Genomic DNA, 23,069 nt, shown 5'->3' with positions numbered 1-23,069 from the left:
CGCACCAGCAGCGTACGCTTCCCGAACCTCGGCACTACCAGCGCGATGTGGCCCACCAGCAGTGTGAGTTGCGTCGGCTAGGCGAGCTGTGATCAGTGCTGGCAGGCGTACACGTAGCGCGTACTCGCGCGAATCGCGTTGCCCAGCAAGCTTGCGGTCGAGTCGGACCTTGGCGAGAGGAGGTTGGGCTCAGTTGATCAGCGGTGGCCCGCGCAGCCCGAACCCGGAGCTGAACAACAATCGTCTAGCCGGGACAAGCGGCCCGACCGAGACGGTGTACGCGACTGTGAAAGGGGCAGCGGGGCGGGTGCTGAGTACGCGAGCAGTGCGGTTCGCGGCGGATATCGCGCGCGTGACAGCGATTTCGGCGCCGCGAATGAGCAACGCTCCCACCGGAATGGCGAGCAGGTGCGCCACACCCATGATCGCCGTCGTCCCGGCCCCGTGGTGATGACCGGGCGACATCGTCAGGGCAGCATGCCCGACCGCCTGTCCGATCGTCAGCAGCGCCATCACTTCGATCAGACCGTACCGAGTCCGCCGTGCCCCGACTGCCACGCCGACAACCGTGCACGCCGCGATCAGCAGGGCGATCGAGGACTGCCCCGGAGCGATAACACCCCCACCGAGCGCGTGCGCCGCGATGCTCACCGCACCGGACGCGGATCCGACGAACGCGCCACGCAATCGCGCTGTTGCCTCCGCCGGTGTTCGCACCGCGCCATACTACTTCCGGTCGTAGGTCCGGATCGCACCGGTTTGTCCCAACCCGGTGATTCGTGTCAGCTGCCACCCGGCCCGGGCGTTCAGAGCGGCCGGAATCCCGACCCGACGCCGCCTGCCTGATCGATATCGTCGAGCACCATGCCGATCTGAGTCGCCACGGCCGGATCGTGGAACGGCACCGCCGGCGGATGGCACACCATGTCGAACACCGTGACACCCACCAGTTGCACGCCCATGTGTCCGACGTTCATGCCGACCAGCCGATCGCCGATGGTGACGGGTCCGCCGGAATCGCCTGGCTGGGAACAGGATTGGTTCTGGAACCACCACCGATGCGTGTCCCATACGATGCCGCAGTTGTATCCGGAGGTCCGCCCGTTCTTACACACCACATCGCCCTGCTGCGGCGGTGCGCCGATGCCGCCGATCACGGTCGCGGCCACCTGCCGGACCGGCACTACCTTCGTTCGGTCGAACTCGAGCACCGCGTAGTCGTCCTGGTGGTCGACTGCCGCGACGGTGCCGACAATTCCCGCGTCCGGCATCCGCTCCGCCCGGACCGACATCCCGATTTCCGCGCAGTGTCCCGCGGTCAGCCCGACCAGGCGATCGGTGCTGTCGTAGCCGATGGTGGTCAGCGTGCATGCCGCGCGTCCGAGCAGAATCCCCGAACCGCCGCCGAGGGATGCCGTAGGCACGGCCGCGGCGACGCCGGGTACGCCGATGACAGTGCAGGTCATGGTGACCGCGAAGAGCGCCAGGTGGATCCCGAACCGTCCTAGAGCGACCATTTCGCACCCTTCATTGCGGGGGATGTACCAGGTCACGTGCAGGTATTTCGGTGGAGTCGATCCGATCCTTTCAGACTGGTCGGTCTCTACGCGGCTTGATAATCGTTCCGTGATCAGATCTTGGGTGAAGCGCAACCACGGCAGTGCTGCGCATGCCTCTCCTGCCAGATGTCGTCAGCGCTGCCGATGTCAGCTGGGCAGTCGATTGCCCAGCCGACAGGGCAGGCATGCCGCGTTACTCGAATGCAGCACCTCAGAGGAATTCGTCCAGATGCGCCAGTAATGCTTCCGGTCGTTCCTCGGCGATGAAATGCCCGCACTCAGGAATAGCCGCGCCCCGCACAGTCTCGGCATAGTCACGCCAAATCTCCAGGGCTGGAATCTCTTCGAGGAAACTGGCCGCGCCCCAGAGGGCGAGCACCGGCATGGTGAGCAGATGCCCCGCATCGGTGTTGTCGTGTTCGTTGTCGAGGTCGGCGGCGCGGTAATCATCGAAGCCCGCCCGCAATGCCCCGGGTGTGCTGAAGGCGCGGATGTATTCGTCGATGGCTTCGCCGGGCAGACCGTGCCGGTTGACCGTCCAGGTCTCGAAGAAGTAGCGCAGGTATCCGGGAATATCATGGCCGACAAGACGTTCCGGCAGATCCGGCTGCAAGTGGAACAACCAGTGGAAGTACCGGCGACCGAGTGCGGCGTCCATCCGGCGCCAGGTCTCCCTGGTGGGAATGATGTCGAGCACGACGAGCTTGCTGACCTGGTCCGGCCGGTCCAGCGCCCAGCGGTGGGCCACTCGCGCGCCGCGGTCGTGCCCGATGACGGCGGCCGAGGTGAATCCCAGCGATTCGATCAGCGCGGCCACATCGGCGGCCATGCTGCGTTTGTCGTAGCCGGTGGTCGGTTTGTCGGTGTAGCCGTAACCGCGCAGGTCGGGGGCGATGACGGTGTGGCGCTCGGCCAGCGCGGGCAGCACCTTGCGCCAGCAGTAGCCGGTCTGCGGCCAGCCGTGCAGCAACACCAGCGCGGGGCCCGAGCCCGCCCGGCGGTAGTGCATGTGAATGCCATTGACGGTGGCTACCCCGCGGCTGATCTCGACCATACGAGCATTCTCGGTCCGACGGACATCGATGGCAGGGGAATCGCGCCAACTGCCGTCGTCGCCTGTTCTGGCAGCGAATGTTGGCATGGCGGACGGACTCCGGCGCTCGCCGTGATCACGACGTCGGCGGGGTGACGGTGGACGTTGCCGGGGTTGTCGACGGGGTGGGCTCTGGGGAATTCGAGGTCGTCACGGGCGGTGTGCTCGACGTGGTGACGGTCGGTGTCTCCGAGGTTGTGACGGGGGTCGGGGTGGGACGTTGTGGTTCGGGGCAGGTGCCGGTTTGTTCGCCGATGGTGTTGATTTCGGCATTGGCGCGTGGGTCACCGGTGTAGTCGACGCGGTCGGTGCACTCGACGTAGTTGTCGGCGGGGGCCTGTGGTTCGGGGCAGGTGCCGGTTTGTTCGCCGATGGTGTTGATTTCGGCATTGGCGCGTGGGTCGCCGGTGTAGTCGACGCGGTCGGTGCACTCGACGTAGTCGGGGGTCGGCCCCTGAGGTGCAGCGGCGGCCTGCGGGGGTGCTGTTTGTCCAGGTGATGGAGCTGATCGGGTGGGCGTGAGCGGTCCGCTGGTCGGCGCCGGTGTCGTCGTGGCACTGGGCAAAGGCGTTCTCGTGGCAGTGGGTTGGTCAACCGACGAACACCCGGCGAGCACCAGAATCATCGCCGCAAGTGCGAATAACATTGCCGCTGAGGGCTTCTGGGCGGGTAAGTGCGCGAGTCCTGTGCGGGACATGGCTTCTCCTGGTACCCCGATCCGATCGGCGGAACGACCGCTGGAGTGACGGGCCGGGCAAGGCTGCGCCGCGTGAAGTCGCGTCATCATGTTCCCTCCCGCCGCCTCCAGATGCCGAATCGGCAACCCGCAGAACCCTAATCGCCGGTCGCGACGGACAGCAGACACCAGAATCGCGGGGTTGGCGCACCGGCCCCGGTGTGCCCCACCTGCGACTACGAATACCGTGACGTCACAACGCGATTGCCGCGCGCACGAGATTGTGGTCGGACAAGCCACCGGAGTCCTCGACCACCACCTCACGCAACGTCGCGTCACGCACGACGACGTGATCGATGAACTGCGACTTCGCCCCTGAGGTACGCGGCCGCGTCGGCAGCGCGTCCGCCGGCGGATCGGCGATAGTGAACCCCTCGCCGAGGCTCGCCGCGACGGTCTCGCGGTCGACATTGAAATCCCCGAGCAGCACGGCCGCGTATTCCGGTGTGGCGGAAGCCACTTCGGCCAGCCGGGCGAGCTGCTTCACCCGTCGCCGATCGCCGCTGACGTGTGTCGCGATGACCACCGCGCCGCCCGCGCTGATCGCCAGCAGGCCTTTGCCGCCGTCGTCGGCGAATGACTCGGCGGCGATCTCCCGGCTCGGCCCCTCGACGATGAGCACCAGGTGCTCGCTCGGATCGCGTAGCGCGCTGGCGTGCCGGCGGGCGGTGGGCACCCGCGGATACTGCATGGCGTGGATCGTCCGGTCGGGCAACGCGGCCCGCAGGCTGATCAATTGGTCACCGCTGACCTCCTGCAAGGCGATGACCTGCTCGGTCCGCGCCGTCACGTGCGCGGTGACCGCGTCGATGCGCGCCGCCTCGTCCGGCCACCGAGTGGAGACGTCCTCGTACCAGTTCTCGGCGTGGATGCGGTGGAGAACGTTCCACGTAGCAACGGTGATCACAGGTCGCGATGCTAGGTCACGGCGTTCGAACGCTGTCTGGCGGAGCGGTATCCATTCGAGTGATGCCTGGTGTACATCGGGGGAGTGCGAGGTCGGTGCGTTGTCGGTCGGGGGAGGCGTTGGCGTGTCTCGGATTTCGGGGATGTACTGCCACGTGCGGAAAGGCTGCCAATTACGTCGAGGCTGCCAATCTGCGTCGCGGTCGTGACACATGCCGACGCGGTCGAGTCGGAGTAGTAAGGATCTTCTCGATCCGTAAGGGTGCGGCTCGGCATCGGAGCAGTGCCCGGCGCAGTGGGGTGCCGACCTACCCGCGTGGACGTGGCGGCTCGCTGCGGGCGGCGGTGACATCACCGGTCGGGACGGTGGCGAAGCGGCGGGCGCCTTGATCGGAGGCTCAGGGATGTCGAGACGGACGGGACATGGCAGGCGGCGCGATGCGGCAGCTCGCGTGTGCCGCCCGACGCCCAGCGTAAGCATCATCGGTAGGTCTGACCTATGCACACATAGCGATCTATGCATATGATGGACGCATGAGCGCAGAGGGACGAGCAAGCGAACACGGCCATGGCGCCGCGTTGTTGGGGGAGCGGTCGGAACTGATCTTCGCGATCGCCTCCGGCGTGACCTATGCCGGCGGCATGACGGCGAAGTATCTGGTGTCCGCGCCGGAGTGGGTGGCGATCGCGTTGTTCGCGGCGACCTACTTCTTCGGCGGCTACTTCACCATCCGCACCGCGGTATCCACCGTGCGCCGCGGCCGGTTCGAGGTCGACTTCCTGATGCTGGTCGCGGCGGTGGGTGCGGCCATGGTCGGCAAGTGGGCAGAAGGATCAGTACTGCTGTTCCTGTTCAGCCTTGGGCACGCGCTCGAGGAGTATGCGATGGGGCGCGCACAGCGTTCGATCGAGGCACTCGCCGAACTCGCCCCGGCGACCGCGCTCGTGCGTGCTCCCGACGGGGTGGTGCGTGAAGTCGAGGTGAACGACCTCGCGATCGGTGATGTGGTTGTTGTGCTGCCGAATTCGCGGCTCGCCGCAGACGGTGTAGTGGTCGACGGTGTGAGCAGCGTCGACGAGTCGTCGGTGACCGGTGAGAGTATTCCGGTGGAGAAGGCGCCGATCGCCGACGCCGCAGCCGCGCTGGCGAATGGCACTGCTGTGCCGGAATCGCATCGAGTGTTCGCAGGCACGATGAACGGCGCCGGGGCGATGGACGTCCTCGTGACCAGCCGCGCCGGGGACAGCATGCTCGCCAGGGTCATCACGATGGTGCGTGAGGCCGACACCCAGAAGTCGCCGACGCAGCGGTTCATCGACCGATTCCAATTGTTCTACGTGCCCGTTGTGCTCGCCGGAGTGCTCGGCGTGCTGGCCTTCGGGGTGTTCGCTGCGGCAGAGCCGTTCGCCGACAGCTTCTATCGCGCCATGGTGGTACTGGTGGCGGCCAGTCCCTGTGCGCTGGCGATCGCGACGCCGAGCGCGGTACTGGCCGGAATCGCCCGCGCCGCGCAGGCCGGAGTCCTCGCCAAGGGCGGTGGTCCCCTGGAGACCCTCGGCCGGGTGCGGTCGATGGCGTTCGACAAGACCGGCACCCTCACCTGGGGTCAGCCGAAGGTCACCGACATCGTCCCGGCCCGTCCGGAACTGCGCGACGAACTGATCAGCACGCTGTTCGCGGTCGAGTCCTACAGTGACCATCCGCTCGCCGGCGCCATCACCCGTGATCTCGCGCTACTGGTGCCCGCGGGCACCGAACGAACCACGACCTCCGTGAATTCGGTGACCGGACGCGGCATCACCGCCCTGGTCGACGGCCACACCACCGAGGTCGGCAACCGCACCATGTTCTTCGAGTTGGACCCCGAGGGCGTGCCGAGCGAGATCGTCCGAACCGTCGACGAGCTACACGAGCGCGGACGCACCACGATGATCGTCCGGCACGCGGGTGTGTACTTGGGTGTCGTCGGCGTGATGGATATTCCCCGCGCCGAAGCAGCACCGGTGGTCGCTCGACTGCGCGAACTCGGCATCGACGACATCGTTCTCATCTCCGGCGACAACCAGCGCGTCGCCGACGCCGTCGCCGCGGGCATGGGTCTGAACGCCGCACACGGCGGACTGCTGCCCGAAGACAAGGTCACCATGATCGGCAAGCTAGGCGGCCGCAACGGCACCGCCATGGTCGGTGACGGCGTCAACGACGCCCCCGCCATGGTCAACGCCTCGGTCGGCATCGCCATGGGCGCAAGCGGTTCCGCCGTCGCGCTGGAGACCGCCGACATCGCGCTGATGGTCGATGACATCGGGCGCCTCCCCTTCGCCGTAGCCCTGAGCCGCCGCACCGCCCGCATCATCCGCCAAAACCTGACCTTCTCCCTCCTGATAGTCCTAGCCCTCGTCCCCGCCACCCTCCTCGGACTCCCCATCGGCCCAGCCGTCTTCATCCACGAAGGCTCCACCCTCCTCGTAGTCGCCAACGCCCTACGCCTCCTACGCTTCGCCCGCGGCGCCGAGCACGAAGGCATCACCCACGAGCCCCGCCCCACCACATAGACCCCCGTACGCCGAGTCCCGTCCGACGTGATCGTCGGACGGGACTCGGTCCATGGGCGAGTGAGCTCGCCCTCGTGTCCCGTTGGCAGCCGGGGCTGAGCGGGTCTGGCCATCTCACGGGGACACGGTGGTGCCGAAAGCCGAGTTAGCGCGTCGTGATGTCCCGTTGGGCGGTTCAGGCCGAGTGTGGTCGGGGTTGTCCGCCGGCTGCACGCTGCATCCAGCGCGACTCCCCGTTGGCCGCCTGCTGCACGCAACTCGAATGTCGAGCCCGACGGTGGCGCGCTGGAACACGAGTCAGCCGCCGTCGTGCCCCGTTCGGGACCTGATCCGAGCTCGAACGGGGCATGGCTGCGCGGAAAGAAGAGTGAACCCGTCGTGATGTCCCGTTGGCGGCCCGCAGTGAGTGGGCTAGGTGCCGAACGGGATATGGGGGCGATCGATGGCTGGCAGGTAATGCGAACCACCAGGTGGCGGGAACGTGAGACTGTGCAGGGCTGGTCGCAGGGTGTGCCAGCAGTGGGTGCGAGCAACGCGGCGTGGCGGCGGACACGGCGGCGGCAGGGGGCATCGTCTCGTGGCGAGTGGCGAGTGGCGAGTGGCGAGTGGCGAGTGGCGAGTGGCGAGTGGCGAGTGGCGAGTGGCGAGTGGCGAGTGGCGAGTGGCGAGTGGCGAGTGGCGAGTGGCGAGTGGCGAGTGGCGAGTGGCGAGTGGGGCGTCGACACGGAATCTCCACATTTGGTGCCGGACCTCTCCACAGGGGGTGGCTAGGGTTCCGAGCATGGAACACAGCGGAGCGGCCGGGGGGCAGGTGGCGCGGCGGATTCTGGTGGTCGACGATGAAGTGACCATCGCGGAGTCGGTCGCGGCGCGGCTGCGGGCCGAGGGGTTCACGGTGGACTTGGCGCACGACGGACCTGCCGCGGTGGCCGCGGCGTCGGCGCTCGCGCCCGATCTGGTGGTGCTGGATGTGATGCTGCCGGGTTTCGACGGGCTCGAGGTGTGTCGACGGATCCAAGCGGAACGTCCGGTGCCGGTGCTGATGTTGACCGCACGCACCGACGAGACCGACCAACTCGTCGGCCTCGGTGTCGGCGCGGATGACTATCTGACCAAACCGTTCTCGCTGCGTGTCCTCACCGCACGGGTGCACGCACTGCTGCGCCGCATGGACCGCGCCGCCGACCGGGACGCCGACACCATCGTCGTCGGTGACCTCCGCATCGATGTCGACCAGCGCCGAGTCTGGCGCGCGGACGTCGAAGCCCAGCTCACCCCGCTCGAATTCGACCTACTCGCCCGCCTGGCCCGCCGCCCCCGCGTGGTCCTGGCCCGCGAACGCCTCCTCGAGGAAGTCTGGGACTGGGCCGATGCCGCAGGCACCCGAGCCGTCGACAGCCATGTCAAAGCGTTGCGCCGCAAACTCGGCGCCGATTTGATCCGCACCGTGCACGGCGTGGGGTATGCGCTGGAAGCCCGATGAAGCGCTCCTATGCAACGACCGACGTGCCACTGACCGCCGCAGGTTGGTCGCGACGCGTTTGTATCGAGCACGCCCGCACCGAAACACTTAAGACCCCGCACACGAGAAACCAAGAGGTGTGCATGAACCAGCGAGCGACGCGAGGTGCAATGGGGAGTACTCGAGCTCTCGAACCGATGAAATGCCAGTGCTCCCGCACAGCGCTGGACGCACGATGAGCACGAACCCGGCGGTACCCGACGAGGGGTTGGCACAGGGCAACCTTTCTGCGCAGAACGACAGCACCCACAGCGCGCACGACCAGCCCGCCGTGCAGAACGACACCTCGTCTCCGGCGAAGGTCTCGGCGCAGAACGTGGGCGCGCAGAGAAGCACCGCAACCGACGACGGTTCGCTGAAACTCGACGGGACGGCCGACGTTCACACGGCAGGTGTTGTACGGCGGGGCCGTGCGCGTGGCGAAGCGGATGACGACCACCCCTCCGCGAGTGGCCTGAACCGCGGACGTGACTTCGGCCCCGTCCAGCGTCGTACGCTCGTGGACCAATTGCGTGCCATCTCGGACAAGGTGGCCGAGGTACTCCCGCGACCGTTGGATCGGGTGCGCTCGATCAAGTTGAAGCTGGCGATTCTGATGCTGTGTGCCGGCGGTATCGCGTTCGGTTACTTTCGATTCAAGATCGGATGGCTGCCGCCGAAGACGACACTCGCGTCGGTGGCGATCGCACTGGTCGCCTCACAGTTCCTCGCCCACGGCATCACCAGACCACTACGCGAGATGACGGCCGCGGCCAAAACGATGGCACACGGCGACTACACACGGCGGGTGCGGGCGACGTCCCGCGACGAGGTCGGGCAACTGGCCGAAGCGTTCAACCAGATGGCCGCCGATCTGGCCGCCGCCGACCAGCAACGCCGTGACCTAATCGCGAACGTCTCACACGAACTCCGCACACCGATCACCGCGCTGAACGCGCTGCTGGAGAACGTCGTCGACGGCGTCTCCGAACCGGACCCGAAAACGCTGCGCACCGCGCTCGCGCAGACCGAGCGGCTGAGCCTGCTGGTCTCCGAACTGCTCGACCTGTCCAGCATCGAGGCGGGCGCCTTCCCTCTCGACCGCGAAAGTCTCGACGTCGCACCGCTGTTGGCCGAGGTCGTCGCCGAGGCGGACGTCGCCGCCGCGGCACTCGGCCGTGGCGTCCGATTCACGACCGACGTGCAGCCCAGCACCATACGCGTATTCGCCGACAGTGCACGTTTGCATCAAGTGCTACTCAACCTGCTCGACAACGCCGCCCGGCACGGCCCGGCAGGGGGTGAGGTTCGTGTGACGGCCCGCAGGCAGTCCGGCAAGTTGGTGATCGAGGTAGCCGACGACGGCCCCGGTATCCCACCGGCCGAACGCGCCCGCGTCTTCGACCGTTTCACCCGGGGCGGCCGCACCGACGGCGGCGGCACCGGTCTCGGTCTCGCCATCTCCCGCTGGATCGTCGACCTGCACGGCGGCACCATCGCCGTCGCCGACCCCGGCTCCCGTATCCGCGTGGTCCTACCCGGCCACTGACCCCAGCCCTACCCGCCGACCCGGACCCATCAGGGCCCGCGGGGCGATCCCGCACACCCACAGAAAGCGAATCATGCCCGATAAACCCGCAGCGCCGATACCGTCGGAAGCGGACAAGTCCGCGGCTTCCCAACCACAGACCCCGGCACACGACTCACCGCTGGGAGCGCTACTGACCGCCGACCAGCCGGTGCCCGCAACCCCGCAACCCATTCCCGCGTATCCCGAGTACCAGATACGGCAGGTAGCGCAACCGCCGGCGAAATGGCGCCGCGTCGTCTGCCCACCCGGCGTTCTGCCTGCGGCCTGTCTCGCGGGCTTCGCCGGCGCGGTGTTGATTCCGTTGGACCGTCCAGGAATCGGCTGGTTGCTCGCCGGATCGGTGGGCGTCGGCGCGGTGCTCATGGTGGATCGCAACGCGCGCAAGTCGGGGCAGGGCTCCGCTGATGCGCTGGATTCGGTCGAAAGCGGCGAAAGCGGAACTGAAGTCGATGCGGCCGGTCTGTCGCAGGGTGTGAAAGCGACATCGCCTGCCACTGCTTCGAATCCCGGAGGGGAGGATTCGACGCGTGGCGCGCGAGCAGAGAGGTCCGACGCGCGACCCGACCAGATCGCTGAACCCGGCGCGCCCAGGGCTTCGGACGGAGCGAAGTCGCAACCCGATGAGCTCAGGAAGTCGACCGCTGCCGTCGACGCCACAGATTCCGCCGCCGGCGTTGCCGGCGATGGCGATGCCGCGGATGCACGTGTCGCGCCGAAGGATGCGAGTACCTCCGCCGCCGCGGGTGCTGCCGCTACCTCTGCCGTCACAGCCGCGGAGGCTGTCGCCGGTACCGCCGATGACACCGATGCGCAGGTCGCATCGTTGGCTGCGACGACTGCCGCTGCCTCCGACGCCACCTCTGATTCTGGTGCCGGTGTGACCGAAACTGCTGATGCCGCCTCGAATCTATCGGCGGCAACCCCGCCCGTGGCTGCCGCCGGTATCGACACCGACGCCACCGCCGACGACACACGGGTCGCATCGTTGGATGCGACCGATTCCGCCGCTGCTGAGGACGCCACTACGCGGGAGGTGCAATCTGCGGAGACGGAGTCGCGTACCGGCCAGCCCGACGGCCTGGTCGGTTCGACCTCGCGCGCGATGGCGAGCTCCCGCATCGACGGTGCGAAGTCGGAGCCCGCCGATGCAGCGAAACCCGAGGGCACCCAGCAAGAGTCGGCCATCCGTCGCCGACTCGGGGAACACGGCGCTCGAAACTTCTGGACCGGAATGCTGCTGGCCCTCCTGGCGGTGGGCACTTTCCGCGCGGCGGGCTGGTTGTTCACCCTGTGCGTACTGGCAGCGTGTGTAGCGGGGTCGCTGGCGGTGGTGGGGCGGCGTTCGGTGCACGGCGTCCTCTATGACGTGATCGCTTGGCCGCTCGCGTCGTTGAGCAGCGTGCCATGGGTATATGCCGGGGCCAAACAGATGCGTGGCAGTAAGTCGCGGCGGGAGCAGGGGGTCGTGCTGTCGGTGGTGGTGACCGTCGCGTTGCTCGCGGTGTTCATCCCGTTGCTAGGTGGCGCCGATGCGACGTTCGCGAAACTGTTGGAGCCGCTGACACCGGAGATCGCGACGGATCGGGTCTTCCAAAAGATCGTGTTGTTCGTGGTGGTCGGTCTCGCTGCGGTCGGTGCACTGTATGTGCTGGCCGGACCGCCGCAGCCCGCAACGGAATCGGGGAACGAGCCGGTTCGAACGCTCCGCCGCCTGGAGTGGGCGCTGCCGGTGAGCGCACTCACTGTCTTGTTCGCGGTGTTCGTCGGCGCGCAGTTCGTGGCGCTGTTCGGTGGCGACGACTACGTGCAGCGCACAGCAGGTCTCACCTACGCCGAGTACGCGCGCACCGGATTCTGGCAGCTGTCGCTGGTCACCATTCTCACCCTCGCGGTGATCCTGGTGGTGCTGCGCTGGGCCGGGCAGGAGTCGGCGGCGGACCGCCTGTGGTTGCGTGTGCTGCTATCCGCGGTGAGCGTGCTCTCGCTGGTGATCGTCGCCTCCGCACTCGGGCGCATGTGGACTTATCAGCAGGCGTACGGCTTCACGTTGCTCCGGTTGCTCGTCGAGGTCTGCGAGCTGTGGCTCGGTCTGGTCTACCTTCTGGTGCTCGCCGCGGTGTTCAGCCTGCGCCGGACGTGGTTGCCGCGTGCGGTCATCGGCACCGCCATGGCCACCTTGCTCGCGCTGGCCGTGCTGAATCCGGAGCGACTGATCGCCGACCAGAACATCGACCGCTGGGAACACGGGAAGCCGCTCGACACCAGCTACCTGTCCGAATTGTCGACCGACATCCTGCCCGCGATCGATCGGCTGCCGGAACCGATGCGCACCCAAGTGCGCGAACGGGTCCGCGCCCAGCTCGATGCCGATACCTGGCAGAGCTGGAATCTGTCCCGCTCGGATGCCGCTCGCTGACCGGGGGCGAATGTGCGCTCGGCAGCGCGGTTTCCCTGAATCGGCTCTCGCGGAGATCGTGCCGACCTGACGCCGGGGGCGTGCGCCGAGCTCTGTGACGCCGCGCGCATCGTCACCGACCGGAATCAGGCTCGCAATGCGGTTCGGCTGCGACGAGCTTCGACCCGATGCCGGAGAGCGGGCGGCTCAGCCCTTCCGCTCGTCACCGGAGAGCAGTACCCCGGAGACGTGTTCCTGAGCCGGCCTGCGCAGCGCGGAGAGCATGGTGTCGCCGAGAATCGTTCCGACGATGGCCGTCTCGGTTATCCGTTCCACGGTGGGTTCGTCGTGGACGAGTCCGATATCGGCCGCCGCGACGGCTTCGGCCGCCGCGGCGTGGTCGTCTATTCCGTCGAGCACGCCGGCGTGGCCGAGTTGCCACAATGCCGCGCACACCTCGATCAGGTGTGCCGGGCGGGACTTTCGTCGCCGATCTGCCATCCCCGGCGGGTCAGTAGTGCGTCGACAACTATCAGTAGGCGTCGACCAACACTGGACTGTCGTTCCCGCGATGCCGCACGGGTTTCGCGCTCGATGGCACCGTCGACGGGGATTGCGGGGGGTGGGCCCGGAGCGGGCGGCCGGTCGGAGCGCGCCGCGGTCGGGGTCGCCGTGCGCACGGCCGGGCGGGTGTTCGCGACTCGTAAAGCTAGCTGCCTGCCCCTAGTACACGCGCGACGGCATCGGCGGGATCATTCACTGAAATGCTTGCGTCCAAAGGGTTTCCGTCGCCATCGAGCAGCTGCCAGCCGCCGAGCGAAACGACCGGTATACCGCCGCGATGTCGAGCAAGAGCGAGTTCCGACAACGTGCCCCACGATCCGCCGACGATGATCACCGCGTCCGCCGACGCCACCAGGATCGCGTTGCGCGCCTCACCCATACCGGTGAACAGCACCGCCGACAAACCGGCGCACACCGCCTCGCGCTCGGTATCCGGCCGCACCCCGATCACCAGCCCGCCCTCGCCGGACGCGCCCTCCGCTACGGCGGCCATCACCCCACCGCCGCCTCCGCACAGCACGGTCACCCCGGCCTCGGCCAGCAACTGGCCGACCCTCCGTGCCCATTGCGCCTCGACGTCACTGCATTCCCTCGGTCCACACACCGCGACTTGCCGCACCGGCCACCCTCCTCGAATCCGAGCGGGACAGCACCGAGGGAGTTACTCGACCGTTGCCACCGCCATGTCCGTCCGGCAGCGTATCGACGTGCCGGCGGAGAGTGGGCGGGTCGGCGCGGCCATGCCCGGTGTCGCGTGCGACGGAACCGGTCCGTGGCGCGGTAGCTGTTGCGGCGAATTCCGGGTTCGCGCTCCGCCCGACGCCGACCGGCGAAGCGCGCCAAGGAAACCGGCGGAGCGGTCTGTAGCTCATTCGACCGGCACGGCGTGCAAAGGTGTGCAATGTTGTTACTGCGCAACGGCATTGAGGGGTGTCCGGCGGCGCAGAGTAGGCACCGGTAAAGGGGGTGCGGCGCAATGATGTCGTCGTCCAACGTCTCCGGGGGGAGTGCCGCCGCGCAGCGCGGGCGGCACACGGCAGCAGAACCGTTGTGGCCGGGCATGATTCCGCCACCACGACCCCAACGCTGGCACGCACAGCGCAGCGGACGACCCTTTCTGGTCGGCTCGGCCGCGGTGGTCGGTTCGATGGCGGCGGTGGCGGTCGTGCTGGTCTACACGGCGGCCGCGAGCCCGCCGCGACAGTCGGCCACCTACGTGGATCCGGTGCTCGGCGGCGCACCGTCTTGCCAGCCGACCAGGAACGACCAGCTGGTGCGCGGCAACGGAACCGGCTCGACCGCCTCGGGACCCGACGTCATCCTGGCCTTCCAATACGCCTACTACGTGTCCCGATCCGGTGCCGACGCACGAGCGGTGACCACCCCGGACGCGGCCGTCCCCTCGATCGACGTGATCAGCGCGGGCATCAACTCCGTCCCCGCAGGCACCCAGCACTGCGTACTGGTCACCCCCATGGCCGACGGCCGGTTCGACGTGGTCATCACCGAAATCCGCCCCGCCTCCGCAATCCGCACCTACCGCCAGTTCGTCACGGTCACCGCCGGTCCGGGGCCGGTATCCATCGCGAAAATCGCCCCACCCACCTGACCGTCATGTCCCGCACAGCAACAAGTCTGGCTCGGGTCGGCGGCGCATGGGACATGGTGGTGCCGAAGTGAGTGGTGGCGCCATCGTGTCTTGCTCAGCAACAGATCCGGCCCATGTGGGCGGCAAGTGGGACGTGGTGGCGGTTAGGCGGGCATGTCCCTCGCCGCGGGGCCGCACTGCGAGGGGCGCACCGGAACTGGAACGGTGTCGGGAATCTTGTCGGCCCGCGGTGCGCAGCGCGTATGCGATTGCGGCGCCACATGCACGCCGTTCACCGCACCGGCCTGGCGGGCCCGAGCAACATGACCGGCTCGCCACTTCTGCTGGGCGGGGATCGAGCTGCCTGATCACCGCCCTGGCCCGGGGCACCCAAAGTGGCACATGACTGCGGCAACAGCCGAGAATGACACTCCATGGTGCGCCACTCATGCGCTGCCCGACCCCTCGCGCCGGCTTACGTCGAAACGATCGCCAGCTGCCGCGACTGGGCAACCAAAACCCCGGTGCTGTCCCAGATCTCGAAGTCCTCGTCGTGGAACCCGTCCATCAGATAGTTGGTGGACACGCGACACGCCAACCAACCGGGTGCGGGACGTTTGCGGATATGCACGGTCAGTTCGATCGTGGCCGACCCGGAGACCCCGAGGTCGAAAACGATCGGCGCGGCGGCGTCGACCAGGCACGCGAGAGCGATCGGATCGGCCGCACGGCCATCGGCGAGCCGCATCCAGAACTCGGAGGCGGTGGTGCCGCCGGGCTCACCGCGCCAGAACCCGGGTACCTCCGGAATCCGGATCTCGACCCGTTCGAAGAGCGTCGGCGGCTTGCTCGGATAACTGTCGGCGGGATCGAAGCACTGCTCCGGCGGCGGCAACACCGGCGGTTCACCGCGGACCAGCGTCGGCCCTTCCGCGGCCGCCAGATCGGTGAAAGTGGCTAGTACACGCAGGATTTCGCGATCGTCGCGCAGCAGCGTCGCCTGCCCGGTCGCGGTGCGACGCCCGACCCGGGCGATGTCGGTGGTGATCCGTGCGGGACCGGGACTGCCGGGGCGCAGGAAATGTGCTGACGCGGACAGCAAATCAGGCTGTGGCAACTCGCGCCGTAGTGCCTGCAAACAGCTGGCAAGCAGATACCCTCCATTCGAAGTGCCGATGAAGGTGGTCCACCGGTCCGACAACGTCAGCCCGAACTCGTGCTCCCCAACCGGTTCGCTGGTCGTATCGCGGTCGAATACGAAACCCGCCGTAGTAGTCATCCCACGATCCTGCCTGTCGAACGGGGCATGGGCGAGCTCGCACGCGATCTTCGCGGCCTTACCGCCCGCTCGAGAAACTAGCCAGTCCTTTGCTGGCAGCAGTACGAAGTACTCGGTGAGGACTGATGGATGTGCGCTCCCGGCGAACGGCGAGTGCCCCGGCGAAAGGAGAAACAGATGCAGACAGTTGCCATGGATGCGGGTATCGCTGAGTGCGGGATCGATCCCGGCCCGATGTCGGCCGCGCGGGCTCATCGGGCGATGCAGATCCATTTGGACTGTTCGGTGGACATCTGCCGGGTCCGTCGGCGCGCCCGTAGCACCCTCGTCCAGGACGGTTCGATGGTCCTCGACCCGCGTGCCGACCGTTAGCTGAGAAATCGGCGGGAGATCCGACCCATCCGGACCACCGACCCAGGCGAATTCCGTTCCGTCCACTCCCAGCACGGCTACCAGCCGTCTCGACGGAAGCGAAAACACGATGACTGCAATGCGACGTTCGGTCGTGGCGGCGATGCTGCTGACCGCGGTAGTGGGTGCCTCGGCCTGTTCGAGTGACAAGTCCGACGACTCCGCGGCCCCCTCGACCACCGCCGCGCCGACCATGTCGACCGCCGCGTCCGGCGACCTGGTCGGCGCGGGCTGCAAGACCTACGCCCAGCAGGTACCGACCGGTGCAGGCTCGGTCAGCGGCATGGCACAGGACCCGGTCGCCACCGCGGCTTCCCACAACCCGTTGCTGACGACGTTGGTCGCCGCGGTATCCGGTCAGCTCAATCCGCAGGTGAATCTGGTCGACACCCTCAACGGTGGCCAGTTCACCGTGTTCGCCCCGGTCGACGCGGCGTTCGCCAAAATCGACCCGGCGACGGTGAATTCGCTGAAGACGGACTCGGCCACGTTGACCAAGATTCTCACCTATCACGTGGTGCCGGGCCAGGTCGCGCCGGACAAGATCGCGGGCACGCACAAGACGGTCGAGGGCGCGAACGTGACCGTCACCCGCACCGGTGACGACATCAAGGTCGCCGACGCCTCGGTGATCTGCGGCGGCGTGAAGACGGCAAATGCGACGGTATACATGATCGACACCGTGCTGATGCCGCCCGCCGCGTAGCCTCGCTACGCACTGGTTCGGAATGGTCCCTCCCATCAGGAGTCGAGCTCGACGTGTTGCTGCCGCAGATCCATTCCCTGTTCGCCCCCGCCATCGATCGATGCGGAGGTGACCATGCCGAATGAACCGAAGCTCACCGCGATCCGCCTGCGCCGCAACACCGGCGCGGGCGGGCCACCGGTGACACCGTCGTGCCCGGCCCGGGAGGATCCGGAGGAGGCGGCGCGGACGCGGCGGCTGATCGAGCTGCTCGATGCGATCGCCACCGGCGACCGCGACGCCTTCACCGAGTTCTACCGCGCGACCAGCCACCGCGTCTTCGGCTTGGCGCTGCGGATCCTGCGCAGTCACGCCGCGGCCGAGGAGATCACCCAGGAGGTGTATCTGCAGGCGTGGTCGCTGGCGACGGGGTACGACCGGAAGCTGTCCAGTCCGATGGGCTGGCTGATGATGCTGGCCCATCGGCGGGCGGTGGACCGGGTGCGCCGCGAGCAGTCCGCCGCCAGCCGCGACATCGTCTACGGCCAAGCGAATCTGGGCCGCGACCACGATGTCGTCGCCGAGGAGGTCGGACAGCTGCTCGACGAGCAGTCGGTGCTCGACTGCCTGGACACGTTGACCGCGATCCAGCGCGAAGCCGTCGGGTTGGCCTATTACAGCGGCCGGACCTACAGCGAGGTCGCCGACCATCTCGAAGTTCCGTTGCCGACGATCAAGAGCCGGATTCGGGACGGTTTGAAGCGGCTCGAGGACTGTTTGACAGGAGGCGAGACCGCATGAGCAGGAAGCGAATCCTGTCACGGCGCGGTACTTCCGGCTGCGCGGTGCGGGCATGAGCGAGAACGGGCAGCGCGGGAGCGACCTGCTCGACCTGGCTTATCCGTACGCGATGGATGCGGTTGCCGAGCTCGAGCGGCGCAGTATCGAGCATCGGCTTCGCGAAGCCGACCCGGTTACCGTGGATGCCTTTGCCTCGATCGTTTTCGGGGTGCGGGAAACGTTGGCGGCGTTGACGGTGCTGGATGCGACGCCGCCGCCGCCGGAGTTGGAAACGACGTTGCTGCGGGCGTTGGATGAAGCAGCTGGTCCGTTGGGCGAGCGCCGCGATGGTTTCCACTGTTCTGCAGAGGCAACTGGTGCATCAGATCCGGGGGTTGACCGATTGCCGCGGTCCGGCGGGGCAGCCGGGATGCCGGGGGAAGGGCCTAGTCGATTGCCCCAGGTCGACGAGCAAAGAGTTGGACGGGGCGCTAGGGGCAATGGATTGCACCCGACTGACCCGCCGGGCAAGGTTCGCAATCCATTCCGCTGGGGCAATGACGCACCCGGTGATTCGGGCGGCGGCCGCAACGGCTTCCACCAGGCCGAGGAAGCGGCTGCGGACCACAAACGGTTCCAGCGGCTGCGCTGGCTGGCGGCGGCGGTCGCGGTGGTCGTGGCGATCGGCGCTGGCGTGGGCGTGCTGGTGAACCGTGCCGGCGACCCGGGCGCACCGGCGTTGACCGCGCAGATGGTGCTCGAGCAACCCGACGTCACGGTGAAGTCGGTCCCGGTCGCGGGCGGCGGCACGCTCACTGTCCGTACCTCGGCTCGAATCGCTGCTGCCACAGTATCTTTCGAGTCCGTACCGGCACCGTCACCGGACCGGGCTTATCAGGTCTGGTTGGTGCCCCTGGGTGGACAGGCGCAATCGGCCGGTGTGCTGACCGAATTGCCTTCCACCGGTCCCGCTTTGGTGACCCGCTTCGACCCGGTCGACACCTTGGCCGTCACGGTCGAGCCGTCCACCGGTTCCCCGATACCGACCGGAGACCCGATCGCGAGCGTGAATCTCGCCTGACCGAGCTGCTACGCGAGTCGCAGCTCCCCACGAACAACAGGAGCCTGCGATGAAAAAGCTTGGGGCCCAAGCACGTCCGAGACACGCGCTCCACAGACCGTCGGCAGCTCTGGCCGGGGTGCTCGCCGCACTCACCGTCTTGGGTGTCGGCCATCTGATCGCCGCACTCATCGACCCCGCCGCCTCACCGTTCTACGCGATGGGCGCCTCGGTGGTCGACCATACGCCACATGCGTTGAAGGACGCGGCAATCCGCCGTTTCGGCAGCAACGACAAACTCGCCCTGTTCCTGTCGATGGCCGGGGTGATGGTCGTCTTCGCGGCGATCCTCGGGCTGCTGGAGCGACGACGCCCGCTCGGGAGCGTGCTGCTGATTCTGCTCGGCGGTGTCGTCCTCGGAGCCGCACTGCAACGCCCCACCGCGACAGGATGGTTCGCGCTACCGACCGTAGTCGGCGTCGCGGCGGGGGTGATCGTCCTGCGCTTGCTGATCGGCCGGGGCTCGGATGGTCGAGGGGATGAACCAGTGGCCGGTGCCGCTGTACCCCCGAGCGCCGGTCCAATAGCGGACGCCGATAGGTCGGCGAATGGCGACACGGCGGCGCGCGCCCATGCGGCAGGATCCGGCGGAATCGACCAGTCTTTGTCTGCACCGCCCATCGACCCACCGAGCCCGCCGATTCTTGCGCGGTCCACCGGAATGACCGCTGCAACGGTCGATCCGTCGAGTCACTCCGCGAACACGATGGCTGGCAGGCATTCGCCGCGGCGCCACGGCCGAACCCGCTCGGACGGCGCTTCGGCTCCGGCAAAGGCCTCGCGACGTCGGTTTCTTCTGCTGTCAGCGGGAGTGGGAGCCGTAGCCGTGGGCGCGACCGTTGCCGGGCAGTGGATAGGCGCGCGGCTGCGTGATGTGGTGGCCGACCGGGCCGGTTTCATTGTCCCGCGAGCGGTTCCGGCTGCGCCACTGGGATCCGGTGCGCGGCTGGCGGTTCCAGGGCTGACCGACTTCGTGACGCCGAACGATCGCTTCTATCGTGTCGACACTGCCTTGCAATTGCCTGCGCTGACGAGTGGTGATTGGCGGCTGCGCATCCACGGAATGGTAGATCGGCCAATGGAATTAGACTTCGACCAGTTACGACAACGAGTGGCGGTCGAGCGGATGATCACCATGACCTGCGTGTCCAACGAAGTCGGCGGCGAGCTGGCGGGCACCGCTGTCTGGACGGGGTACCGGCTGGCGGATCTGCTCGCCGAGGCAGGTGTCCATCCCGAGGCCGACATGCTGCTATCCCGCAGTATCGACGGATTCACTGCGAGCACACCGGTTTCCGCGGTCACCGACGGTCGTGACGCACTGCTGGCGGTCGGCATGAACGGCGAACCGCTGCCGATCGCGCACGGCTACCCCGCCCGACTGATCGTCCCGGGCCTGTACGGGTACGTCTCCGCCACCAAGTGGGTCATCGACCTCGAGCTCACCCGATTCGACCGCGCCGAGGCATACTGGACCGAACGAGGTTGGGCGGCACAGGCACTCATCAAGACCGCAGCGCGGATCGATGTCCCCGCCGCCTTCGCCACCGTGCCCGCCGGCGACGTCATCGTCGCCGGGGTCGCCTGGGCCCAGCACCGCGGTATCGACGCCGTCGAAGTCCAGGTCGACGATCAACCGTGGCAACCGGCCGCCCTCGCCGACGAATACTCCACCGACACCTGGCGCCTGTGGACCTGGCGCTGGGCCGCCACCCCCGGCGCGCACACCCTGCGTGTCCGGGCCACCGACCGCGACGGCATCACCCAAACCGACCGTCGCACCCCACCATTCCCCGACGGCTCCACCGGCTGGCACAGCCGCGTGATCACCGTGCGCTGATCTGTCGCGAGCTGTAGGGCGCAACCTGTACGCCAACCGCTCCGCCAGCCTGGGCGTAAATATGGTGATCACCGCTGGCTTTGCCGCCGTGGGTGATCACTTGACCGAACGCAGCGTCCAGCACTCCCGATGACTCCAGTAGCGGGTCCAGCCGCGTGATCATCGTGCGCAGTACCGCATGCGGTGGGGCGCATACCGGCCGCCCAACCCGCCGCCGACGGTTCACAGGCTGGCATAGCCGCACGGGTCACCGCTGGCCTGCCGCACACGGTCGCCATATCCGCCACAGTCGGTTGGCCCGATGGCGGTCGTACCGCGAGGCGCCTGGTCGGTAGCGGCACGGCCGCCGCCGCGGACGAGCGATCGCACGGGATGGCTGCGCGGACGGGTTGCGACATTCCGGAACCGGTGTCGATTACCTGTCAGGTAATCGTCGTGACCCCCGGCGCTTCGTAGGATCGGGGAGTGAACACACAAACGGCCGGTGACCTCCTGCGACATTGGCGACTAGAGCGCAGGCTGAGCCAGCTGGAGCTGGCCGGGCGCTCGGACACGTCCGCGAGGCACCTGAGCTTCATCGAGACCGGCCGCGCCAAACCGAGCCGCGCCATGCTGGTGCACCTGAGCGAGCACCTGGAAATCCCACTGCGCGAACGCAATCGGCTGCTGCTGGCCGCCGGTTACGCACCCGTCTATGCCGAACCCGCCCTCGATGCCCCCGCGATGGACGCGGTCCGCAGCGCGATGAGCCAAATCCTGACCGGCCACCAGCCATATCCCGCGCTCGCCATCGATCAGAGCTGGACCATGATCGACGCCAATGCCGGTGTCACCCTCCTGCTCGACGGCATCGACCCCGCGCTGCTGACCCCACCGATCAACGCTCTGCGGTTGAGCCTGCACCCCGACGGTATGGCAGGCCAGATCGTCAATCTCGCGGAATGGCGCGGCCACCTCTTCGCGCGACTGTCCCGCCAGATCGAGGTCACCGGCTCGCCCGAACTGGTGGAACTGCGCGACGAGCTGCGTGCTTACCCCGGTGGGGAAGTCGACCCGGCGCTGCCCGACCCCGACCAGTCCGTGGTGCCGCTGCGCCTGCTGCGCGATGGTCACGAACTGTCCTTCATCGGCATCACCTCGGTCTTCGGCACACCCATGAACGTCACCGTCGCCGAACTGGCCATCGAATCGTTCTTCCCCGCCGACGAGGACACCATGAAGCGCCTCACCGCTCAGATCTCATGACGATCGCCGACCGCCTCGGCGCGCTCCTCGCCACCCCTGTCCGCGCCGTCACCGATCTCGGGGCCAGTCACGAGTGGACAACACACCGCGCCACCCTCGGCGACGGCCGCGAGGTCTTCGTGAAGGCGGCCGCCGAGCCGACCACTGTTTTCGCGGCCGAAGCGGCCGGGTTGCGCTGGCTCGCCACCGGAGTGGCCGACGGCCTGGGTGCGTCGGCGCGACCGGACTCAGGCGAGTCGATGCGACCCGGTGATTCATGCGGGCCGGTGGGTGGCGCCGATTTCCCGAAACCCGCAACACGGATGTCCGATCCGCCTGATCGGGATTCCGACGAACCGCGCGGGCCAGTCGACCAGCCCGGCCGGGTTCACCAGTCACCGACACAGCCGAGCCAACCCGGACAAGATCGGTCATTCCGCGTCCGGGCGGATGTCGCCTACGAATTGTCCTCTGGCGAAGCGAAGTCCGGCCGCGGGATGGCTGGAGCCCGCGACGGAGACACCGCTGCCGGGCAGCCCACCAGCGCGCTACTCCCAGACGTACTGGCCGCCGACGACCGGATGATCGTGCTGCCCTGGCTCGACGACGCCGGCGCCACCCTCGACACCGCAGTCCGCCTCGGCCGCGATCTGGCAGCGCTGCACGCGAATACCCCGACTATGTTCGGCGCACCCTGGCCGGGCTGGATCGCCGAACTCCCACTGGACAACACTCTCTCCGCCAGCCCCTGGCCCCAGTGGTACGCCGAGCGCCGCCTCGCCCCCTACCTACCCCGCGCCGCCACCCATCTCGGCCCCGACGGAACCCACCTGCTGGAACAAGTCATCGACCGCATCGACACCCTGGCAGGCCCACCGGAACCACCCGCCCGCATCCACGGCGACCTCTGGTCCGGCAACATCGTCTGGACCCCCGCCCGCGCCGTCCTCATCGACCCCGCCGCCCACGGCGGCCACCGCGAAACCGACCTGGCCATGCTCGCCCTCTTCGGCGCCCCCCCACCTCGACCGAATCATTAACGCCTACAACGAAACCCACCCCCTCGCCGACGGCTGGCGCACCCGCATCCCCCTCCACCAACTCCACCACCTGCTGGTCCACGTAGTCCTGTTCGGCGCCAGCTATCGCTCCCAAACCCTTGCCGCCGCCACCGCCGCCCTACGCGGTTGACGCCATACGCTCCGCCCGTCGGCCGCCACGCGGGAGGGACTTCCGCCCAT

General features: G+C 67.7%; 21 protein-coding genes. 13 read left to right on the top strand and 8 right to left on the bottom strand.

The window, feature by feature from the left end; genetic code table 11:
* Positions 1-189: 189 nt before the first annotated feature.
* The 5 genes from NN4_RS01225 to NN4_RS01205 all read right to left on the bottom strand — a co-directional run bounded on the left by NN4_RS01225 (position 190) and on the right by NN4_RS01205 (position 4,295).
* Complete coding sequence (locus tag NN4_RS01225; RefSeq protein ID WP_147128051.1) at positions 190-717, bottom strand: hypothetical protein; 528 nt, start codon at positions 715-717, stop codon at positions 190-192.
* 89 nt (positions 718-806) lie between these two features.
* Positions 807-1,517, bottom strand: a complete 711-nt coding sequence (locus NN4_RS01220) for a chymotrypsin family serine protease (protein WP_246180635.1) — start codon at positions 1,515-1,517, stop codon at positions 807-809.
* Between the two features lie 253 nt (positions 1,518-1,770).
* Positions 1,771-2,613 carry an alpha/beta fold hydrolase gene (locus NN4_RS01215; protein ID WP_147128050.1) on the bottom strand — a complete coding sequence of 281 codons (843 nt, stop codon included), beginning with the start codon at positions 2,611-2,613 and terminating at the stop codon, positions 1,771-1,773.
* Between the two features lie 115 nt (positions 2,614-2,728).
* Positions 2,729-3,217, bottom strand: a complete 489-nt coding sequence (locus NN4_RS44700) for a hypothetical protein (RefSeq protein WP_186818193.1) — start codon at positions 3,215-3,217, stop codon at positions 2,729-2,731.
* Between the two features lie 364 nt (positions 3,218-3,581).
* A complete protein-coding gene (locus tag NN4_RS01205) occupies positions 3,582-4,295 on the bottom strand; it encodes an endonuclease/exonuclease/phosphatase family protein (protein ID WP_147128049.1) in 714 nt (237 codons plus the stop codon).
* Positions 4,296-4,828: 533 nt separating this feature from the next.
* Here NN4_RS01205 and NN4_RS01200 point away from each other — a divergent pair.
* The 4 genes from NN4_RS01200 to NN4_RS45925 all read left to right on the top strand — a co-directional run bounded on the left by NN4_RS01200 (position 4,829) and on the right by NN4_RS45925 (position 12,358).
* Positions 4,829-6,850, top strand: coding sequence for a heavy metal translocating P-type ATPase (locus NN4_RS01200; RefSeq protein ID WP_147128048.1), 2,022 nt, complete (start codon positions 4,829-4,831; stop codon positions 6,848-6,850).
* A gap of 781 nt (positions 6,851-7,631) precedes the next feature.
* Positions 7,632-8,333, top strand: a complete 702-nt coding sequence (locus NN4_RS01190; RefSeq protein WP_147128047.1) for a response regulator — start codon at positions 7,632-7,634, stop codon at positions 8,331-8,333.
* Between the two features lie 634 nt (positions 8,334-8,967).
* Positions 8,968-9,900: a HAMP domain-containing sensor histidine kinase gene (locus NN4_RS01185; RefSeq protein ID WP_246180657.1), complete on the top strand. Its 933-nt coding sequence runs from the start codon at positions 8,968-8,970 to the stop codon at positions 9,898-9,900.
* Positions 9,901-9,973: 73 nt separating this feature from the next.
* On the top strand, positions 9,974-12,358 hold the full coding sequence (locus NN4_RS45925) for a DUF4153 domain-containing protein (RefSeq protein WP_246180634.1): 2,385 nt from the start codon (positions 9,974-9,976) through the stop codon (positions 12,356-12,358).
* Positions 12,359-12,544: 186 nt separating this feature from the next.
* Here NN4_RS45925 and NN4_RS01175 read toward each other — a convergent pair whose 3' ends face one another.
* Both NN4_RS01175 and NN4_RS01170 read right to left on the bottom strand, forming a co-directional pair.
* Positions 12,545-12,838 (bottom strand): hypothetical protein, encoded by a 294-nt coding sequence (locus NN4_RS01175; RefSeq protein WP_147128046.1) that lies wholly within the window; start codon positions 12,836-12,838, stop codon positions 12,545-12,547.
* Between the two features lie 208 nt (positions 12,839-13,046).
* Positions 13,047-13,520, bottom strand: coding sequence for an SLOG cluster 4 domain-containing protein (locus tag NN4_RS01170; RefSeq protein WP_147128045.1), 474 nt, complete (start codon positions 13,518-13,520; stop codon positions 13,047-13,049).
* A 357-nt stretch (positions 13,521-13,877) separates the two neighbouring features.
* On the opposite strand from NN4_RS01170, the gene NN4_RS01165 reads away from it, so the two are divergent.
* Positions 13,878-14,510, top strand: coding sequence for a DUF8176 domain-containing protein (locus NN4_RS01165; protein ID WP_246180633.1), 633 nt, complete (start codon positions 13,878-13,880; stop codon positions 14,508-14,510).
* A 454-nt stretch (positions 14,511-14,964) separates the two neighbouring features.
* On the opposite strand, the gene NN4_RS01160 is transcribed toward NN4_RS01165, so the two are convergent.
* On the bottom strand, positions 14,965-15,768 hold the full coding sequence (locus NN4_RS01160; RefSeq protein ID WP_147128044.1) for a thioesterase family protein: 804 nt from the start codon (positions 15,766-15,768) through the stop codon (positions 14,965-14,967).
* Between the two features lie 177 nt (positions 15,769-15,945).
* Here NN4_RS01160 and NN4_RS01155 point away from each other — a divergent pair, with 177 nt between their 5' ends.
* The 8 genes from NN4_RS01155 to NN4_RS46820 all read left to right on the top strand — a co-directional run bounded on the left by NN4_RS01155 (position 15,946) and on the right by NN4_RS46820 (position 23,019).
* A complete protein-coding gene (locus tag NN4_RS01155) occupies positions 15,946-16,140 on the top strand; it encodes a hypothetical protein (RefSeq protein WP_147128043.1) in 195 nt (64 codons plus the stop codon).
* A gap of 109 nt (positions 16,141-16,249) precedes the next feature.
* Entirely contained in the window at positions 16,250-16,885 is a 636-nt protein-coding gene (locus tag NN4_RS01150) for a fasciclin domain-containing protein (protein WP_186818192.1), read from the top strand.
* Between the two features lie 114 nt (positions 16,886-16,999).
* Positions 17,000-17,665 carry an ECF RNA polymerase sigma factor SigK gene (gene sigK / locus NN4_RS01145; protein WP_147128041.1) on the top strand — a complete coding sequence of 222 codons (666 nt, stop codon included), beginning with the start codon at positions 17,000-17,002 and terminating at the stop codon, positions 17,663-17,665.
* A 52-nt stretch (positions 17,666-17,717) separates the two neighbouring features.
* Positions 17,718-18,725 (top strand): anti-sigma factor, encoded by a 1,008-nt coding sequence (locus NN4_RS01140; protein WP_147128040.1) that lies wholly within the window; start codon positions 17,718-17,720, stop codon positions 18,723-18,725.
* Between the two features lie 49 nt (positions 18,726-18,774).
* Positions 18,775-20,604, top strand: coding sequence for a molybdopterin-dependent oxidoreductase (locus tag NN4_RS01135; protein ID WP_147128039.1), 1,830 nt, complete (start codon positions 18,775-18,777; stop codon positions 20,602-20,604).
* A gap of 465 nt (positions 20,605-21,069) precedes the next feature.
* Positions 21,070-21,849: a helix-turn-helix domain-containing protein gene (locus NN4_RS01130; RefSeq protein WP_147128038.1), complete on the top strand. Its 780-nt coding sequence runs from the start codon at positions 21,070-21,072 to the stop codon at positions 21,847-21,849.
* Positions 21,846-22,868: a fructosamine kinase family protein gene (locus tag NN4_RS46825; RefSeq protein WP_371865607.1), complete on the top strand. Its 1,023-nt coding sequence runs from the start codon at positions 21,846-21,848 to the stop codon at positions 22,866-22,868. Before NN4_RS01130 ends, NN4_RS46825 begins: the two co-directional genes overlap by 4 nt.
* Positions 22,861-23,019 carry a fructosamine kinase family protein gene (locus NN4_RS46820; protein WP_371865610.1) on the top strand — a complete coding sequence of 53 codons (159 nt, stop codon included), beginning with the start codon at positions 22,861-22,863 and terminating at the stop codon, positions 23,017-23,019. Before NN4_RS46825 ends, NN4_RS46820 begins: the two co-directional genes overlap by 8 nt.
* Positions 23,020-23,069 lie beyond the last annotated feature (50 nt).

This window comes from Nocardia ninae NBRC 108245 (genome assembly GCF_007990755.1).
Taxonomy (GTDB): Bacteria; Actinomycetota; Actinomycetes; order Mycobacteriales; family Mycobacteriaceae; genus Nocardia; species Nocardia ninae.
This window is presented reverse-complemented; position numbering and strand designations above follow the sequence as displayed.

Excerpts from the sequence above, each read along its gene's own strand:
- NN4_RS01220 (WP_246180635.1), bottom strand. The coding sequence starts at position 1,517 with ATGGTCGCTCTAGGACGGTTCGGGATCCACCTGGCGCTCTTCGCGGTC.
- NN4_RS01215 (WP_147128050.1), bottom strand. The coding sequence starts at position 2,613 with ATGGTCGAGATCAGCCGCGGGGTAGCCACCGTCAATGGCATTCACATG.
- NN4_RS01200 (WP_147128048.1), top strand. The coding sequence starts at position 4,829 with ATGAGCGCAGAGGGACGAGCAAGCGAACACGGCCATGGCGCCGCGTTG.
- NN4_RS01190 (WP_147128047.1), top strand. The coding sequence starts at position 7,632 with ATGGAACACAGCGGAGCGGCCGGGGGGCAGGTGGCGCGGCGGATTCTG.
- NN4_RS01185 (WP_246180657.1), top strand. The coding sequence starts at position 8,968 with ATGCTGTGTGCCGGCGGTATCGCGTTCGGTTACTTTCGATTCAAGATC.
- NN4_RS45925 (WP_246180634.1), top strand. The coding sequence starts at position 9,974 with ATGCCCGATAAACCCGCAGCGCCGATACCGTCGGAAGCGGACAAGTCC.
- NN4_RS01175 (WP_147128046.1), bottom strand. The coding sequence starts at position 12,838 with ATGGCAGATCGGCGACGAAAGTCCCGCCCGGCACACCTGATCGAGGTG.
- NN4_RS01165 (WP_246180633.1), top strand. The coding sequence starts at position 13,878 with ATGATGTCGTCGTCCAACGTCTCCGGGGGGAGTGCCGCCGCGCAGCGC.
- NN4_RS01160 (WP_147128044.1), bottom strand. The coding sequence starts at position 15,768 with ATGACTACTACGGCGGGTTTCGTATTCGACCGCGATACGACCAGCGAA.
- NN4_RS01155 (WP_147128043.1), top strand. The coding sequence starts at position 15,946 with ATGCAGACAGTTGCCATGGATGCGGGTATCGCTGAGTGCGGGATCGAT.
- NN4_RS01150 (WP_186818192.1), top strand. The coding sequence starts at position 16,250 with ATGACTGCAATGCGACGTTCGGTCGTGGCGGCGATGCTGCTGACCGCG.
- sigK (WP_147128041.1), top strand. The coding sequence starts at position 17,000 with ATGCCGAATGAACCGAAGCTCACCGCGATCCGCCTGCGCCGCAACACC.
- NN4_RS01140 (WP_147128040.1), top strand. The coding sequence starts at position 17,718 with ATGAGCGAGAACGGGCAGCGCGGGAGCGACCTGCTCGACCTGGCTTAT.
- NN4_RS01135 (WP_147128039.1), top strand. The coding sequence starts at position 18,775 with ATGAAAAAGCTTGGGGCCCAAGCACGTCCGAGACACGCGCTCCACAGA.
- NN4_RS46825 (WP_371865607.1), top strand. The coding sequence starts at position 21,846 with ATGACGATCGCCGACCGCCTCGGCGCGCTCCTCGCCACCCCTGTCCGC.